Here is a 16,836-nt window from a genome sequence, read left to right on the forward strand (position 1 = left end):
TTAGCTGCGCGCTGATTGAGGTGCAACCGGGTGCAACCCTTTTTTTCTCGAAATGACCGGCAGCTCATCTGGAAGTAAATACTGCCCCGCCATTCCTGCACCGCCTTAGTGCTTTGGCTTCTAGAGAAGGGCCGTTTACTGCACTAAAAGGGAGCAAAAAACAGCGATTTTGCAACAAAACCGATCAGGTGCAACTTATTCGAGCGAAACTGGTTGCACCTTATTTGATTTGTTGAATAGCATTCGCGGCCAAGGTGCAACCGGTTCCAAGCCGAGGGGCATCGGCTGATGGCTTTCCTGGGGAAACATCAGTCATAAATTCGCGGGACTGCAAATCGTTGCTACAACTTCAGCGTTGTCGACGCTTTCAACTGCCACCGCATCATAAAAACAAAGCCAGGGCGTAACTCATGAGTGTTAGTAATCCCACCTTGATCACTTTCGTGATCTACATCGCAGCCATGGTCCTGATCGGTCTGATGGCTTACCGCTCCACCAATAACCTTTCCGATTACATTCTGGGCGGTCGCAGCCTCGGCAGCGTGGTCACGGCGTTGTCCGCCGGTGCCTCCGACATGAGCGGCTGGCTGTTGATGGGTTTGCCGGGTGCCATCTACATGTCCGGCCTGTCGGAAAGCTGGATCGCCATCGGCCTGATCGTCGGTGCCTACCTGAACTGGTTGTTCGTAGCCGGCCGCCTGCGGGTGCAGACCGAGCACAACGGTGACGCCCTGACGCTGCCGGATTACTTCTCCAGCCGTTTCGAAGACACGAGCGGCCTGCTGCGGATCATCTCGGCGGTGGTGATCCTGGTGTTCTTCACCATCTACTGCGCTTCCGGCATCGTGGCCGGCGCCCGTCTGTTCGAAAGCACCTTCGGCATGTCCTACGAGACCGCGCTGTGGGCCGGTGCTGCCGCGACCATCGCCTACACCTTCGTCGGTGGTTTCCTGGCGGTGAGCTGGACCGACACCGTACAAGCCACCCTGATGATCTTCGCGCTGATCCTCACGCCGATTATCGTACTGTTGGCCACCGGTGGCGTGGACACCACGTTCCTGGCGATCGAAGCGAAAGATCCTTCGTCCTTCGACATGCTGAAGAACACCACCTTCATCGGCATCATCTCGCTGATGGGCTGGGGCCTGGGTTACTTCGGCCAACCGCACATCCTGGCGCGCTTCATGGCTGCGGATTCGGTCAAGTCGATCGCCAATGCCCGTCGCATCTCCATGACCTGGATGATCCTGTGCCTGGGCGGCACCGTGGCGGTCGGCTTCTTCGGTATCGCCTACTTCTCGGCGCACCCTGAAGTGGCCGGTCCCGTGACCGAAAACCCTGAGCGCGTGTTCATCGAGCTGGCGAAGTTGCTGTTCAACCCTTGGGTTGCCGGCGTGTTGCTGTCGGCGATTCTGGCGGCGGTGATGAGTACCCTGAGCTGCCAGTTGCTGGTGTGCTCCAGTGCCCTGACCGAAGACTTCTACAAGACCTTCCTGCGCAAGAGCGCTTCCCAGCTGGAACTGGTCTGGGTCGGTCGCGCCATGGTGCTGCTGGTGGCCTTGGTTGCCATTGCCCTGGCCGCCAACCCGGAAAACCGTGTACTGGGCCTGGTGAGCTACGCCTGGGCCGGCTTCGGTGCCGCCTTCGGTCCGGTGGTCCTCATCTCCGTGATCTGGAAGAACATGACTCGCAACGGCGCCCTGGCCGGTATCCTGGTCGGCGCGATCACCGTCGTTGTCTGGAAGCATTTCGAGCTGCTGGGTCTGTACGAAATCATCCCAGGCTTCATCTTCGCCAGCCTGGCTATCTATTTCGTCAGCAAGATGGGCGCGCCTACCACCGGTATGGTGCAGCGCTTCGAAGCAGCCGAGAAAGATTTCCGCCTGAACCAGTAAGACTTTCTGCGCGGCCTTGAGCCCGCAGGTGATCCAATGTGGCGAGGGAGCTTGCTCCCGCTTGAGTGCGAAGCGCTCACAAAAAGGGACTGCTACGCAGTCCAGCGGGAGCAAGCTCCCTCGCCACGGATATCACTTCATCTCGGCATCAGGCTGGTTGAGAAAGATCAACACGCCCAGGATCGCCATGTAGAACCTGAACGCAGCGTCCTGGCCATTCCAGATTTCTGATTGCCACATCAGGAACCATTCGCCGCCGACCACCATGAAACCAAAGAACCAGACGAAGAAACCGACCGTCAAGCCGGCCACTGCCCATCGTTTGGCGCGGGCAAATACCTCGGCCTCGGCCCGGCGTGCCTGCCACAGTTTCACTGCGCCGTAGCCCAGCAGCCCCGCCGTCAATGCCTCGCCGAAGATGATCAGCCAATAGGCGCCGTGCCACATCCACGGTTTATCGAGGGCGCGATACCGGGCGGCATTGTCGGGGAAGGTGGTGTCCATGCTCAGTACATGCTGGACGAAATTGAAATTGGAGCGGTAGTCCGTGAGGTTGTTGAACACCGTCAGGAAGGCGAATGCGGCGAGTGCCAGGGTCATTGCGATTTTTGCGTAGCGTGTCGTCATGTCCTGCGTCCTTTGCTTTTTTGCGACCGGCGCACGTTATCACGCCCACTGTTGGCCAGAGATCGAGCACGTTGCAAGAAACTGCTGATTCGTTTGTAGGACGGTAGCGGTTGGTCGTGATGCTTCGAATGTCTATCGGAAAAATGCATCACGCTTAGCAGCTTTTAGCTTCTTGGATGTAGGGCAAATCTGTTTTTTTGCGCCTCCAATACACGTCCCTGGTGCTCGTGCAGAATCATCCGCCTCCATTCAGCAGAGGCACATAGGATGTTCCCGCCGCGATTCACGCTGACGCTCGACAACCCGCCGAGCGCGCTCAAGGTGCTCGAATTCAAGGGCACGGAAGCCATCAGCCAGCCCTATCGCTTTGACCTGGAACTGGTCAGCGAACGGTCCGACCTGGCACTGGAAGAGCTTCTGCATCGTCAGGCATTCCTGGGGTTCGACGACCGGGACGGTGGCATACACGGTCAGCTCTATAGCGTCGCCCAAGGCGACTCGGGCAAGCGCCTGACTCGCTACCAGGTCACCTTGGTGCCACGCCTGGCCTACTTGCGCCATCGTATCAACCAGCGGATCTTCCAGCACTTGAGCGTGCCCGCTATCGTCGCCCAGGTCTTGAAGGATCACGGGATCCTGGCGGGTGCCTACGAATTCACCCTCGCAGGGCAATACCCCGAGCGTGAATACTGTGTGCAGTACGGTGAAAGCGACCTGGCGTTCATTGAGCGGATCTGCGCTGAAGTCGGTATCCACTACCATTTTCGCCATCGCCCTGACGGTCATCTGCTGGTGTTCGGTGATGACCAGACCGTGTTTCCTTGCCTGCCCGAATCGACGCTGTACCTTCCCGACAGCGGCATGGCTGCCGACGCGCCGGCCATCAAGCGCTTGGCGGTGCGAATCCAGACCCATACCACGGCCGTGACGTTGCGCGACTACGACTTCCGCAAGCCTGGCGTGACATTGCAAGCCGAGCTCTACAATCGGCAACGTCCTGTCCTTGAGGACTATCGCTACCCCGGTGGGTTCTGCGACCGTGACGATGGCAAGCACCTGACCCGACGCGCCCTTGAGCGTCACGGCGCCGATTATCGCGTGGCACAGGGCGACAGCGATGACAGCGCCTTCGTCAGTGGGCATTTCATGCGCATCAAGGACCATCCCCGGGAACAGTGGAACGATCTGTGGCTCCTGACCCAGATCAACCATCATGGCCGTCAACCCCAGGTGCTGGAAGAAACAGTCTCCTCCAGTCCGGATGAATTCCAGGGTTATAGAAATACCTTCCTCGCCACGCCATGGGACGTGTTCTTTCGGCCGTCCTTGCAGCACGAAAAGCCCCATGCCCACGGCTATCAATCAGCGGTGGTGACCGGGCCGCAGGGCAGCGAGATCCATTGCGATGAATTTGGGCGGGTCAAGGTGCAACTGGTCTGGGATCGTCACGGCCAGCGCGATGAGCATTCCAGTTGCTGGCTGCGAGTGGCCGCGGGTTGGGCCCACGATCGCTACGGTGCGGTGATGATTCCCCGGGTCGGCATGGAAGTGCTGGTGGGGTTCATCGATGGCGACGTGGACAAGCCGTTGGTGGTCGGTTGCCTGCCCAATGGCGCCAACCCGGTGCCGCTGGAACTGCCGGCGGACAAGACCCGCAGTATCTGGCGCAGCCAGAGCAGCCCTGGTGGCGAAGGCTATAACGAACTGCGCATCGAGGACCGCAAGGGGGCCGAGGAGATCTACCTGCGGGCCCAGCGAAACTGGACCCAGCATGTGTTGCACGACCAGCACGTGCAGGTCGATCACGAGCGTAGCATCGTTGTCACCGGCACGGCGCGGCACGAGCTCAAGGCCGATGAGCAGCGCGTCACCCACGGTAGGCGCCACGCTGAAGTCCGCCAGGACGATCACTTGGTGGTGAGTGGCGAGCGGCATATTCGTGTGACCAGCCAGGTCTTGAATGCCGGTCAGCAGTTTCATGTCAGCGCCGGCCAGCAAGTGGTTTTGGACGGTGGCGCTAGTGTGACCCTCCAGGCTGGCGGCCATTGGATCAACATCGGTGCCGGTGGGATTTTCAGCAGTGTGCCGATCGAGGTCGGTGGGGCGCCGATGGCGGTGATGGACGCGGCAGCGGGTTCGCCGGGCGGCGCCGGGAAACCGGTCCCAGCGGCGGCGCCTCGGCTTTCCGTGGCGCAAGTCCTCAGTTTCCAAGGCTCGGCGCCATTCTGTGAGGAATGTGAACGTTGTAGAAACGGCGTCTGCGCAGTGCCGCCGGTTATTCATAAACCTGTCAATGGCCGGAGGCGTGCATGAACGGCGACCCATCTCCCCGAGCATGGCTTGAGCACCATCCGTTGCAGGCGTCCGAGCAACTGTTCGCCATTTTCAGCAACGCCAGCAGCGCCGGGGCGTTATCGGCCTGGCGGCGCTCGATGGCCACGACGCCCACGCCGATCTGGGCCGACACGCCGTACGCCGGGTGGGAAGCGGTCATGCCTTATGTGGGGCTTGTTCGCGCAGACAGTGAGTTCCTTGATTGGATAGCAGCCACCGACTCACTCGATTGGGGGTGGCTGGCGGTGTCGCGTGCCGGCCAAGAAGACCTTGCCGAGCATCTACGTGGGCTCACCCAGGTGTTGCTGCCGGGTGGCAAGGCGGTTTTCCTGCGCTTTTGGGATGGGCGCTTCATGGGGCCGATCCTGCAATCGACGGCGGTGGACGCCGGGCAGCTCTTGCCGGTGATCAATCGTTGCTTGATCAACGGTCAGTCCCTTGAGTTCGTGGGAGATGTCCAGCGGCCGGCCCGGATTTTTCCTTGGTGGGAAGTACCGGTGGCGCTGCTGGAGACCATGGCCGAGGGGCCGATGGATTGCCTGGTGGATAACTTGCTTACATGGCTGGGCGAAGAGCATCCGTCTCTGTGTGAGCGGGTCGACCAGCGCATCCTGCGGTGCAAGATTGCCCACTTTCTTGAGCGATCGAAGCCGCTTGCCGCGCCCAAGGCGCCTTTGCAGGCGTACTTGCTGCGCGAGCTTGCTGATCGTGGCGTGTCCGCCGGGCTGCCAACCCCTGACGTTCGACGCGCTTCAAGGTAAACTCGTCGCCCTTCGCAGGAGCCGCCATGAACTATCGCCACGCCTTCCACGCCGGCAATCACGCCGACGTGTTCAAACACCTGACCTTGACCCGCCTCATCGCGCTGATGTCGCGCAAGGAACAGCCCTTCGCCTACCTCGATACCCACGCGGGCATCGGGCTGTATGACTTGCAGGGCGACCAGGCCAATCGTACCGGTGAGTACTTGGAAGGCATCGCGCGGTTGTGGGGCGAGGGCGACCTGCCGCCGTTGACTGCCGACTACATGCAAGTGCTGCACGAGATGAACCCGGACGGGCAATTGCGCTACTACCCGGGCTCGCCGGAACTGGCGCGGCGCCTGACCCGTCCGCAGGACCGTGTGCTGCTTAATGAGAAACACCCGGAAGACGGCGTGTTGCTCAAGGACAACATGAAAGGCGACCGTCGCGTGGCGGTGCACCTGGGTGAAGGCTGGCATGTGCCGCGGGCGTTGCTGCCGGTGGCGGAAAAACGTGCGCTGATGCTGATCGATCCGCCCTTCGAACAGCTTGACGAAATGCAACGCTGTGCCGCCTCGCTCAAGGAGGCGATTGGCCGGATGCGCCAGACGGTGGCGGCCATCTGGTACCCGGTGAAGGACCAGCGGATGTTGCGTCGTTTCTACCAAGACCTGGCTGGCACGGGCGCACCGAAGCTGTTGCGGGTGGAACTGTTGGTGCACCCGCTGGCGACGCCCAACAGCCTGAACGGTTCCGGCCTGGCGATTGCCAACCCGCCGTGGGGACTGGAAGAAGAGTTGCGTGAGCTGCTGCCGTGGCTGTCGAAAAAGCTCGGGCAGACCCAAGGTGGATGGCAGATGGATTGGTTGATCGCTGAGAGCTGATGGTTTGATGGTGTCTGGAAGGACGCCATCGCGAGCAAGCTCGCTCCCACACGGGTTCTGAGGTGTGCCCAATATTTCTGCTCGCCCCGAACCCTGTGGGAACGAGCTTGCTCGCGATGGCGGCGGCACATTCAACATCACCGCTCCAGACCCACCGCTATCGCGAGCAAGCTCGCTCCCACACACGGGTTCTGAGGTGTGCCCAGTATTTCTGTTCGCCCCGAACCCTGTGGGAGCGAGCTTGCTCGCGATGGCGGCGGCACATTCAGCATTACCGCTCCAGACCCACCGCTATCGCGAGCAGGCTCGCTCCCACATTGGCCCTGGTGTGCATGCAACCTTTGGGTATGCCGCTGGACCTGTGGGAGCGAGCCTGCTCGCGAAGCTTGTAGTCAGATCGGGCAGGTCACGCCGGTGCCGCCGATCCCGCAATAGCCTTCAGGGTTCTTCGCCAGGTACTGCTGGTGATAGGCCTCGGCGAAGTAGAACGTCGGCGCTTCTTCGATTTCGGTGGTGATGGTGCCTTTGCCGGCCTTGGTCAGCTCAGCCTGGAAGACTTGCTCGCTGTGTCTGGCCGCTGCCAGTTGAGCCGGGTTCGTGGCATAGATCACCGAACGGTACTGGGTGCCGATGTCGTTCCCCTGGCGCATGCCCTGGGTCGGGTTGTGCAGTTCCCAGAACATCTTCAGCAGCTCTTCGTAGCTGACTTTCGCTGGCTCGTAGACCACCAGGACCACTTCGCTGTGGCCGGTAAGGCCCGAGCAGACCTCTTCATACGTCGGGTTCGGCGTGAAACCGCCGGCGTAACCCACCGCGGTACTGACCACGCCTTCACGCTGCCAGAACTTGCGCTCTGCGCCCCAGAAGCAACCGAGGCCGAAGATCGCGAAGTCCACGTCCATGGCAAACGGGCCCAGCAGGGGCGCGTCGTGGACGAAGTGTTTTTCCGGCACGGTCATCGGGGTTTCACGGCCAGGCAGAGCTTGATCAGGAGTAGGAAGCACGTTTTTATTCACCAGGATTTCCGAGCGCAAGACCATGATCAGTCCTCTCAGTCAGATGGAGTTGAGCGAAATAGACCGTCAGTGTGCCTCAGAAAAGCCGCCGCAAGCTATACGCAGCTGTCAGACCAGAGGCCCGCGCGGGTAGCGCTTGAGCTTTTCGATCAGCTCCGCGCCAGGGATTGGCCGGTCGAACAGGTAGCCCTGGCCGACGTCGCAACGATGACGCCGCAGGAACTTCAGTTGCTGGGCGGTTTCGATGCCTTCGGCCACGACCTTGAGTTTCAGGTTGTGGGCCATGGCGATCACCGCCGAGGTGATTTCCATGTCGTCCTGGTTGTCGGGGATCTCATGGATGAAGCTGCGATCGATCTTGATGATGTCGATCGGGAATTTCTTCAGGTAGCTGAGGGACGAATAACCGGTGCCGAAGTCGTCCATGGCCAGGGTCAGGCCCAGGCGCTTGAGCTGGTCGAGCTGCAAGTGGGTGTCTTCGGTGGCTTCCAGCAGCAGGCCTTCGGTCAGCTCCAGTTCCAGCAGCCGCGCCGGCAGTTGTTCCTCCTTGAGGATGCTGGCGATGGAGGCGACCAGGTCCGGGTCGGAGAACTGCTTGGGTGACAAGTTGATCGCCACTTGCAGGTTACCCAGGCCGGCGGCGGTCAGCTGTTTGCTCATCCGGCAGGCCTGGCGGGCGATCCATTTGCCAATGGGGATGATCAGGCCGGTTTCTTCGGCCACGCTGATGAACTGGTCCGGGCGGATCATGCCCTTTTCCGGATGATTCCAGCGCAGCAGCGCTTCCATGCCCAGCAGGCGGCCGCTGCGCAGGCACAGCTTGGGCTGGTAGAACACGTCCAGTTCGTTCTGGGTCAAGGCACGTCGCAGGTTGTTTTCCACGAACAGCTTGTAGCTGGCCTCGGCATTCAGTGCTTCGGTGAACACTTGGACCTGGTGCTTGCCGTTGGCCTTGGCCTTGTGCAGGGCGAGGCCGGCGTTGCGCATCAGCGTCTGCGGGTCGCGACCGTGCAGCGGCGCGCAGGCGAGGCCCACGGAGCCGGTCACGCTGATCAACTGGTTGTCGACGAACATCGGTTTGTCGAGGGTCATCAGCAACTGGCTGGCGATCTGCTGCCCGGCCTCCAGATCGGTGTCGTCCAGCAGCACCGCGAATTCGTTACTGGCGAAGCGCGCCAGGCTGCCACTGGGGCTCAAGCTGTTGCGCAGGCGCCGGGCCAGGCTGATCAACAGTTTGTCGCCGGTCTGGTGGCCGAGACTGTCGTTGATGCGCTTGAAGTTGTCGATGTCCACCAGCAGCAGGCTGATGGGCGAGTCACTGTCCCGGGCGAAGCGTTCATCGAGGTTGCGGATGAACGCTGGGCGGTTGCCCAGGTTGGTCAGGTTGTCGGTGTAGGCCAGGCGCTCGATGCGCTGCTGGGCCAGCTTGGTCTGGGTGATGTCTTCGTAGATGCCGATATAGTGGGTCAACTCGCGGTTGTCGCCGTAGACCTTGGAAATCGACAACTGGCCCCAGTAGGGTTCCAGGTTCTTGCGACGGCTCTTGAACTCGCCCTGCCAGCTATTGCTCTGGGCCAGCGCCGAGGGCGCATCGAACAGCAGTTCGCTGAGGTTTTCCAGGGCCGGCAGTTCCGAGAGGCGCTGGCCGTGGACTTCCTCGGTGGTGTACTGGGTGATCGCGGTGAAGCTTGGGTTGACGTACTCCACCACGCCGTCGCAATTGACCAGCAGGAACGCGTTGGCGCTCTGCTCCACGGCCCGCTGGAACAGGTGCAGGGCGCTGGTGGCGGTGCGTCGGTTGTGGTTGTTGATGACTTGGGCGAACTGGTCCGCCAGCTCGCCGGCAAAGGCGATCTCATCCGACTGCCAGGCGCGGGTGGCGCCCACTTGTTCCAGGCACAGCACGCCCACCACTTGGCCGTCGATACGCACGCTGGCGTCGAGAATGGCGTTGACGTCGCGAGCGCGCAGGTTCCCGGCCATTTCCCGGGTACGCGGGTCGCGCATCGCATTGTGGGCGTCGATGGCGCGGCAGGTCTGCAGCGCCTCCATGTAGTCGGGAAACTCGTTGGCGTCGATCACCGCGGGCAGGAAATATTCCTGGGACGCGCGGTTATAGGCGGAAATCGGCACCAGCTTGCCATCGTCGAGGTTCCAGATACTGGCGCAATCGATCTGGTAGATGTCGCAGGCGCTGCGGGTGATGAGTTCGGCCGCTTCGAGCAGGGAATTGTTGGCGCTGTAGCGTTGGCGGGTCAGTAGCAGGATCAGGTCCTGTTGGGCACGTACGCGGTCCAGATGCTGGAGCTGCTCTTGCTGGGCGCGCTGGTTCAGTTCCAGGGCGATCTGCAGGCGCGAGTTCTGGGTTTCCAGGTCCAGGGCCGGCATGGAGGGTTCGCTTTGCAGCAAATTGTCCACTACCAGCAGGTAGCCGCGCAGCAGGTGGCGATTGTGCTGTTTATAGGCTTCGCCCGTTTCCAGCACGTTCATCGGTCCCTTGGCGGTGTGGAGCGTGTAGCGAATCTGGTAATGCGCGGCCTGGGCCAGTTGCTGCTGGATGGCGTCGTGCAGTTGATAGCGCGCTTCGGGTTCCATCAGGCTGGCGTAGGGCGAACTGACCAGCGAGCACAGCTCTACCGCCGGCAGGCCGAAGTGTCGCTCGCAATTGGGGTCGAGGAACAACAGCGCCCAGCTAGCTTCATTCAGCCGTTCGAAACGCAGCATACCGAGCCGCGCGGGCACCGGTAACTGCGTCACTACCTCGGCCGCCATACGGCTGGCGGCATCGGGTTGGCTTTTCATGGGGAAACTCGCTTCGAAAATGCTGATCGCGCCGGGCTGACGCCCTCGTTATTACGGATTGGCGCAAGGTTGCATCATTGCGGCACTGGCTGACAAGAGAGATGAAGGCCAAGTGCTATAAACCTTTTATCGGCCGACAACGGGATTTCTCCAGTCGCCAGCCGATCAGAGGGCATGGAAGTTCATCGCAGCGGGATATCGACTGCCTGCAAGGGCCTTGCGTCACGGTCGTGGAAGGTGACCTGGAGGCTCTGCGCCGTGACCTGCAGGCGGGCGAAGTTGTCTTGGCTCACTACTTCGCTGGTCAGTTCATAGCGGTACTCACCGCTGTCCGTGCGGGCCATGGGCCGGTGGAAAATAAAATCCGCGGCTTTTGCAAAAGGCAGCAGTTTGCTGTTGTAGAACGGCGAGGAAACGACGGTGTTGACCTCGAAATCAGGATCCTCGCTGTGCCGCAGCCGGCTGGTCATGGAACCGTGGACGTCACCCGAAATGAACACTACGTTTTTGATCCGCTGACGGCGGATGCTGTCCAGCAGTCGCAGCCGTTGTGCCGGAAACGCCTGCCAGGCATCGCCGTCATTGCGCTTGCTGTCTGGGAAAAACATCACACTGGTGACGACGAGCTTGACCCGGGCGGGGCTGTTGACGAGCCATTCAAGCAGGGCCTGTTCCTGTTCATGGTCGAGGATGCGCCGGTCGTCCGCCGACAGGTTGCGTTGCGTCCGGCTGTCGGTAACGAACCAATGGATATCCCCGTGGGCAAAGGTGTACCAGTAGCGGGTCAACGCCTTGTTCAATGTTCCGTCGCCCGACAGTTCATGGACGGGCCCGTGGCTGGCCTGGTAAAGCCGATAAGCGCTCATGGCATTGGCATACAGGAGGTCGTCCTGGGCGGTTCTCCTGGCGGGCCAGTTGTCTTCGATTTCATGGTCGTCGAGGATCATGTAGGTCGGGGTGCCAGCCATCAGCTTGCTGATCTGCGGCTGCGCAAATACCGTTCGGTATCTGAAGAGGATGTTTTTATAGGCTCGGTCCGGGCCGATGACATTCAAGTCATCGAGGTAAACCTGGTCGCCGGTCATCAATACCGCGCTGATCGGCGGGTCGGCTTGTTCGACGACGCGATTGATGCCGGCGAAGGTGCGATCCCCAAGGGCGGGTAGCAGCGGGGTGTTGGCGACGATCCGCAAGTAGCGACACGAGCCCACGATATAAGCCCGCGGCGCATCGGTTTTATCGGTCGGCGTGCGCAAGCAATAGGTGTTCCTGGGCCATTGCAAGGGCAGCTCCTGGATAGTTTCCACGGTATGGGTCGGGCTCAGGGGGCTGAACCAGCCGGCCTGGTATTCGTAGGCGGTGTCGGGTTGAAGGCCTTTCAACACGATGACATCGGACATGTCGCGGTAGGCCTTCAGTTGGACAAATTGCCCCATCGACCAGCTTGTATCCCCTCGGCGTCGGTGGCGGATGCCGGCAAATACCTGGCTGTTGCCATGATCGCCGCGCAGGAATATCCGGGCATGGTCCGTGGTCGTGTGCCCGACAATCGGGCCGACGGTAGGTTTGAACATATTCGAATCCATTCGAAGTTTTAGTGGGGCGCCCATCAAGGTGCCTTGGCGGTTCGATGCTAAAGCTCGGCGGGCGATAAATATCGATAGGGAAGGGGGCGCGGGGTGTGGGGAATGACTACAGGGGTCGTAGTCATTTAAAACTGGCGGGGTAGGAAAATTGCCGGGCTGTCTGACATACCGCTATCGCGAGCAAGCTCGCTCCCACAGGAGGGGCTCATCAGTTTCAGGTGCAGTGCGGCACCACAAGACCCTTGTGGGAGCGAGCTTGCTCGCGATGAGGCCGGCCCATCCAGCATCCCTGTACCTGGCTTGATTTCCAGGCAAAAAAAAGCCCCGCCAAACGGACGGGGTTGAGGTACGAGCGTGGCGCTCGGAAACGGTGCTCCGAATGGCCCTCCCAAGGGAGGGCCGCCCGGTGTTACAGCAGGATGGTGCGGATGTCGCCCAGCAAGTCGCTCAGGCGCTTGGTGAAGCGTGCGGCGGCGGCGCCGTTGATCACACGGTGATCGTAGGACAGCGACAGTGGCAGCATCAGCTTCGGCTGGAAGGCTTTACCGTCCCAGACTGGCTGGATGGTGGCCTTGGAAACACCCAGGATCGCCACTTCCGGCGCGTTGACGATCGGCGTGAAGCCGGTGCCGCCAATGTGGCCGAGGCTGGAGATGGTGAAGCAGGCGCCCTGCATGTCGTCAGCGGTGAGCTTCTTGTTCCGGGCTTTTTCGGCCAGGGCAGCGGCTTCGCCAGCCAGTTGCAGCAGGCTCTTCTGGTCGACGTTGCGGATGACCGGTACCAGCAGGCCTTCCGGGGTGTCGACGGCAAAGCCGATGTGCACGTATTTCTTGCGGATCACAGCCTTGCCGCTTGGGGCCAGGGAGCTGTTGAAGTCCGGCAGTTCCTTGAGCAGGTGCGCGCAAGCCTTGAGCAGCAGTGGCAGCACGGTCAGCTTCACGCCGGCCTTTTCCGCCACGGCTTTCTGCGCGACGCGGAAAGCTTCCAGCTCGGTGATGTCGGCCTGGTCGAACTGCGTCACGTGGGGGATGTTCAGCCAACTGCGGTGCAGGCTCGACGCGCCGATCTGCATCAGGCGAGTCATGGCCACTTCTTCGGTTTCGCCGAAGCGGCTGAAGTCCACCGCCGGAATCGGCGGGATGCCCGCGCCGCCGGTGGCGCCTTCGGCCGGTGCGTTCTTGGCCTTTTGCATCATGGCCTTGACGTAGGCTTGCACGTCTTCCTTGAGCACGCGACCGTGAGGGCCGCTCGGGCCTACGGCGGACAGCTCGACACCGAATTCACGGGCCAGCTGACGCACTGCAGGGCCAGCATGCACCTTGGCACCGCTAGGCGCAGTGGCGACCGGAGCAGGGGCTGCTTCAGCCTTGGCCACAGGCGCGGCGGCTGGTGCTGGAGCGGCCTCAGCCTTGGCGGCTGGCGCAGCGGCCGGGGCAGGCGCGGCAGGTGCCGAGGCGCCGGCTACTTTCAGCTTCAGGATCAGGTCACCGGTGCCGACTTCGTCGTCCAGCTTGACCTCGACGCTTTCCACCACGCCGGCGGCCGGCGATGGGATTTCCATGCTGGCCTTGTCGGATTCCAGGGTGATCAGCGACTGGTCGGCTTCGACGGTGTCGCCAGCCTTGACCAACACTTCGATGATCTTGGCCTTGCCCGACGAACCGATGTCCGGGACATGAATGTCCTGGACGCTGGCAGCGGCAGGCGCCGCAGCGGGCGCGGGAGCCGCTTCGGCAGCCGGCGCGGCGGCAGGCTTTTCAGCCGCTGCCGGGGCAGCCGCAGGGGCGGCCGCTTCAGGCGCCGCAGCGGCGCCCTCGATTTCCAGCTCCAGCAGTTCGTCGCCTTCCTTCAAGCGGTCGCCCAGCTTCACTTTCAGGCTCTTGATGACACCGGCCTTCGGCGCAGGCACTTCCATGCTGGCCTTGTCCGATTCAAGCGTCAGGATGCTCTGGTCGGCTTCGATACGGTCGCCGACCTTCACAAACAGTTCAATTACTTCACCTTCACCGCTGCCGATGTCAGGTACGCGAATGAGTTCGCTCACGAAAATTCTCCTCAGCAGTCCAGTGGGTTGCGTTTTTCCGGATCGATGCCGAACTTGGCGATGGCTTCGGCCACCACTTTAGGTTCGATATCGCCACGGTCAGCCAGGGCTTCCAGGGCTGCCAACACAACGAACTTACGGTCGACTTCGAAGAAGTGACGCAGCTTCTTGCGGCTGTCGCTACGGCCGAAACCGTCGGTGCCCAGCACTTTGAATTCCTTGGAAGGCACCCACTGGCGGATCTGCTCGGCGAACAGCTTCATGTAGTCGGTGGAGGCGATGACCGGACCTTTGCGACCGTTCAGGCACTCTTCGACGTAGCTAAGCTTTGGCTTCTGGCCAGGATGCAGGCGGTTGCTGCGTTCCACGGCCAGGCCGTCGCGACGCAGTTCGTTGAAGCTGGTGACGCTCCAGACGTCGGCGCCGACGTTGAACTCTTCACGCAGGATCTTCGCCGCTTCACGCACTTCGCGCAGGATGGTGCCGGAGCCCATCAACTGGACGTGATGCGCCGCTTCGCGGGTGTCTTCCTCGAGCAGGTACATGCCCTTGACGATGCCTGCTTCCACGCCGGCCGGCATGGCTGGCTGCTGGTAGGACTCGTTCATCACGGTGATGTAGTAGAAGACGTCCTGTTGCTCTTCGGTCATCTTCTTCATGCCGTCCTGGATGATCACCGCCAGCTCGTAGCCGTAGGTCGGATCATAGGTGCGGCAGTTCGGGATGGTCCCGGCCAGCATGTGGCTGTGGCCGTCTTCGTGCTGCAGGCCTTCACCGTTGAGCGTGGTGCGGCCGGCGGTGCCGCCGATCAGGAAGCCACGGGTACGGCTGTCGCCAGCGGCCCAGGCCAGGTCGCCGATACGCTGGAAGCCGAACATCGAGTAGAAGATGTAGAACGGCAGCATCGGCTGGTTGTGGCTGGAGTACGAAGTACCGGCGGCAATGAAGGAGCTCATGGCGCCCGCTTCGTTGATGCCTTCCTCGAGGATCTGGCCTTTCTTGTCTTCGCGGTAGAACATCACCTGGTCTTTATCGACTGGCTCGTAGAGCTGGCCGACGGACGAGTAGATGCCCAACTGGCGGAACATGCCTTCCATACCGAAGGTACGGGCTTCGTCCGGGATGATCGGGACGATGCGCGAGCCGATTTCCTTGTCCTTGACCAATTGCGCGAGGATCCGCACGAAGGCCATGGTGGTGGAGATTTCACGGTCGCCCGAGCCGTCCAGGATCGCCTTGAGGGTTTCCAGTGGCGGGGTCGGGATGCTGAAGCTCTTGGCGCGACGCTGTGGCACGAAACCGCCCAGTGCGGCACGGCGCTCGGCCAGGTAACGGGCTTCGGCGCTGCCTTCTTCAGGCTTGAAGAACGGCAGGTTTTCCAGCTCGCTGTCCTTGACCGGAATGTCGAAGCGGTCGCGGAACAACTTCAGGCTGTCGACATCGACTTTCTTGGTGTTGTGCGCGGTGTTCTTCGCTTCGCCGGCACCGGTGCCATAACCCTTGATGGTCTTGGCCAGGATGACGGTCGGCTGTTCTTTGTGGTTGACCGCCTGGTGGTACGCCGCGTAGACCTTGTACGGGTCGTGGCCGCCACGGTTGAGCTTCCAGATCTCGTCGTCGGACAGGTCGGCGACCATGGCCTTGAGTTCAGGCGAGTTGAAGAAGTGCTCGCGGACGAACGCGCCGTCCTTGGCCTTGTAGTTCTGGTATTCGCCGTCGATGACTTCGTCCATGCGACGTTGCAGGATGCCGTCGACGTCTTTGGCCAGCAGTGGGTCCCAGAAGCGGCCCCAGATGACTTTGTTGACGTTCCACTGGGCGCCACGGAACACGCCTTCGAGTTCCTGGATGATCTTGGCGTTGCCGCGAACCGGGCCGTCGAGGCGCTGCAGGTTGCAGTTGATGACAAAGATCAGGTTGTCCAGCTTCTCGCGGCCGGCCAGGGAGATCGCGCCCAGGGATTCCGGCTCGTCGCACTCGCCGTCGCCCATGAAGCACCAGACCTTCTGCTTGCCTGGCTGGATGAAGCCACGGGCTTCCAGGTACTTCATGAAGCGTGCCTGGTAGATCGCCTGGATCGGGCCCAGGCCCATGGAAACGGTCGGGAACTGCCAGAAGTCCGGCATCAGCCAAGGGTGCGGGTACGAGGACAGGCCGTTGCCGTCCACTTCCTGGCGGAAGTTGTTCATCTGGTCTTCGGTAATGCGGCCTTCCATGAACGCACGGGCGTAGACGCCTGGCGATGCGTGACCCTGGAAGTAGATCAGGTCGCCGCCGTGTTCGTCGGTCGGGGCCTGGAAGAAGTAGTTGAAGCCGATGTCATACAGCGTCGCGCTGGAGGCGAAGCTGGAGATGTGACCGCCCAGGTCAGAATCTTTCAGGTTGGTACGCATGACCATGGCCAACGCGTTCCAGCGTACCAGCGAGCGAATGCGGCGTTCCATGAACAGGTCGCCAGGCATGCGTGCTTCGTGGGTAACGGGGATCGTGTTGCGGTACGGCGTGGTGATGGCGTAGGGCAGTTGCGAACCGCTGCGGGTCGCGAGTTCGCCCATACGGGTCATCAGATAATGAGCACGGTCTTCGCCTTCTTTGTCGAGAACCGATTCCAGGGCGTCCAGCCATTCCTGGGTTTCGACGGGATCGAGGTCTTGCATGGCTTGCTCCAGGGCGGAAAGGCTACCAGAATCGGTTGCCTGAGTTTGCGACTGGCCTTGTGGGCAGACGATATAAATTCTTGGATTGCCGAAGGTTGTTTCGGCGGCGTGTAGTTTTACTACAAATCGTCGGCCGTTTCAGCCTTTCGAATGTATAGACGAGTAGTAAAACTACACCTGAGCGGCTCGTGGCCCCTCGTTTCGTTGTGAGAATAATCGTTACTGTTGGTCTTTAGCCAACTCGAACA

Annotated in this window: 10 protein-coding genes; 4 read left to right on the top strand and 6 right to left on the bottom strand. The window is 61.2% G+C overall.

Translation table 11 applies throughout. From position 1 onward, the window contains the following. The first annotated feature begins 410 nt into the window (after positions 1–410). Positions 411–1,895: a sodium/proline symporter PutP gene (gene putP, locus ACLH0I_RS03470; protein ID WP_411386305.1), complete on the top strand. Its 1,485-nt coding sequence runs from the start codon at positions 411–413 to the stop codon at positions 1,893–1,895. Positions 1,896–2,027: 132 nt separating this feature from the next. On the opposite strand, the gene ACLH0I_RS03475 is transcribed toward putP, so the two are convergent. Beyond that, the gene (locus tag ACLH0I_RS03475) at positions 2,028–2,522 is read right to left on the bottom strand and encodes a DUF2165 family protein (RefSeq protein WP_250962248.1); all 495 of its coding nucleotides are present in this window, start codon (positions 2,520–2,522) and stop codon (positions 2,028–2,030) included. A 267-nt stretch (positions 2,523–2,789) separates the two neighbouring features. On the opposite strand from ACLH0I_RS03475, the gene ACLH0I_RS03480 reads away from it, so the two are divergent. Genes ACLH0I_RS03480 through ACLH0I_RS03490 form a run of 3 tightly spaced genes read left to right on the top strand, consistent with a single transcriptional unit; the run spans position 2,790 to position 6,483 of the window. Then, positions 2,790–4,835 carry a type VI secretion system tip protein VgrG gene (locus tag ACLH0I_RS03480; protein WP_411386306.1) on the top strand — a complete coding sequence of 682 codons (2,046 nt, stop codon included), beginning with the start codon at positions 2,790–2,792 and terminating at the stop codon, positions 4,833–4,835. Then, complete coding sequence (locus ACLH0I_RS03485) at positions 4,832–5,617, top strand: DUF4123 domain-containing protein (RefSeq protein WP_411386307.1); 786 nt, start codon at positions 4,832–4,834, stop codon at positions 5,615–5,617. Before ACLH0I_RS03480 ends, ACLH0I_RS03485 begins: the two co-directional genes overlap by 4 nt. 26 nt (positions 5,618–5,643) lie before the next feature. Next, complete coding sequence (locus ACLH0I_RS03490) at positions 5,644–6,483, top strand: 23S rRNA (adenine(2030)-N(6))-methyltransferase RlmJ (protein WP_250962245.1); 840 nt, start codon at positions 5,644–5,646, stop codon at positions 6,481–6,483. A gap of 392 nt (positions 6,484–6,875) precedes the next feature. On the opposite strand, the gene msrA is transcribed toward ACLH0I_RS03490, so the two are convergent. From msrA to aceE, 5 genes are all read right to left on the bottom strand, one after another. Then, on the bottom strand, positions 6,876–7,523 hold the full coding sequence (gene msrA / locus ACLH0I_RS03495) for a peptide-methionine (S)-S-oxide reductase MsrA (RefSeq protein ID WP_186706022.1): 648 nt from the start codon (positions 7,521–7,523) through the stop codon (positions 6,876–6,878). 84 nt (positions 7,524–7,607) lie between these two features. Continuing rightward, complete coding sequence (locus tag ACLH0I_RS03500) at positions 7,608–10,301, bottom strand: putative bifunctional diguanylate cyclase/phosphodiesterase (protein WP_411386308.1); 2,694 nt, start codon at positions 10,299–10,301, stop codon at positions 7,608–7,610. A 182-nt stretch (positions 10,302–10,483) separates the two neighbouring features. Beyond that, entirely contained in the window at positions 10,484–11,875 is a 1,392-nt protein-coding gene (locus ACLH0I_RS03505; protein ID WP_411386309.1) for an alkaline phosphatase D family protein, read from the bottom strand. A gap of 421 nt (positions 11,876–12,296) precedes the next feature. Next, positions 12,297–13,931 carry a dihydrolipoyllysine-residue acetyltransferase gene (gene aceF, locus ACLH0I_RS03510; RefSeq protein WP_411386310.1) on the bottom strand — a complete coding sequence of 545 codons (1,635 nt, stop codon included), beginning with the start codon at positions 13,929–13,931 and terminating at the stop codon, positions 12,297–12,299. A gap of 11 nt (positions 13,932–13,942) precedes the next feature. Next, the gene (aceE, locus tag ACLH0I_RS03515; protein WP_411386311.1) at positions 13,943–16,588 is read right to left on the bottom strand and encodes a pyruvate dehydrogenase (acetyl-transferring), homodimeric type; all 2,646 of its coding nucleotides are present in this window, start codon (positions 16,586–16,588) and stop codon (positions 13,943–13,945) included. Positions 16,589–16,836: the final 248 nt, after the last annotated feature.

The organism is Pseudomonas sp. MPB03 (assembly GCF_046605385.1).
Lineage (GTDB): Bacteria > Pseudomonadota > Gammaproteobacteria > Pseudomonadales > Pseudomonadaceae > Aquipseudomonas > Aquipseudomonas zanjanensis.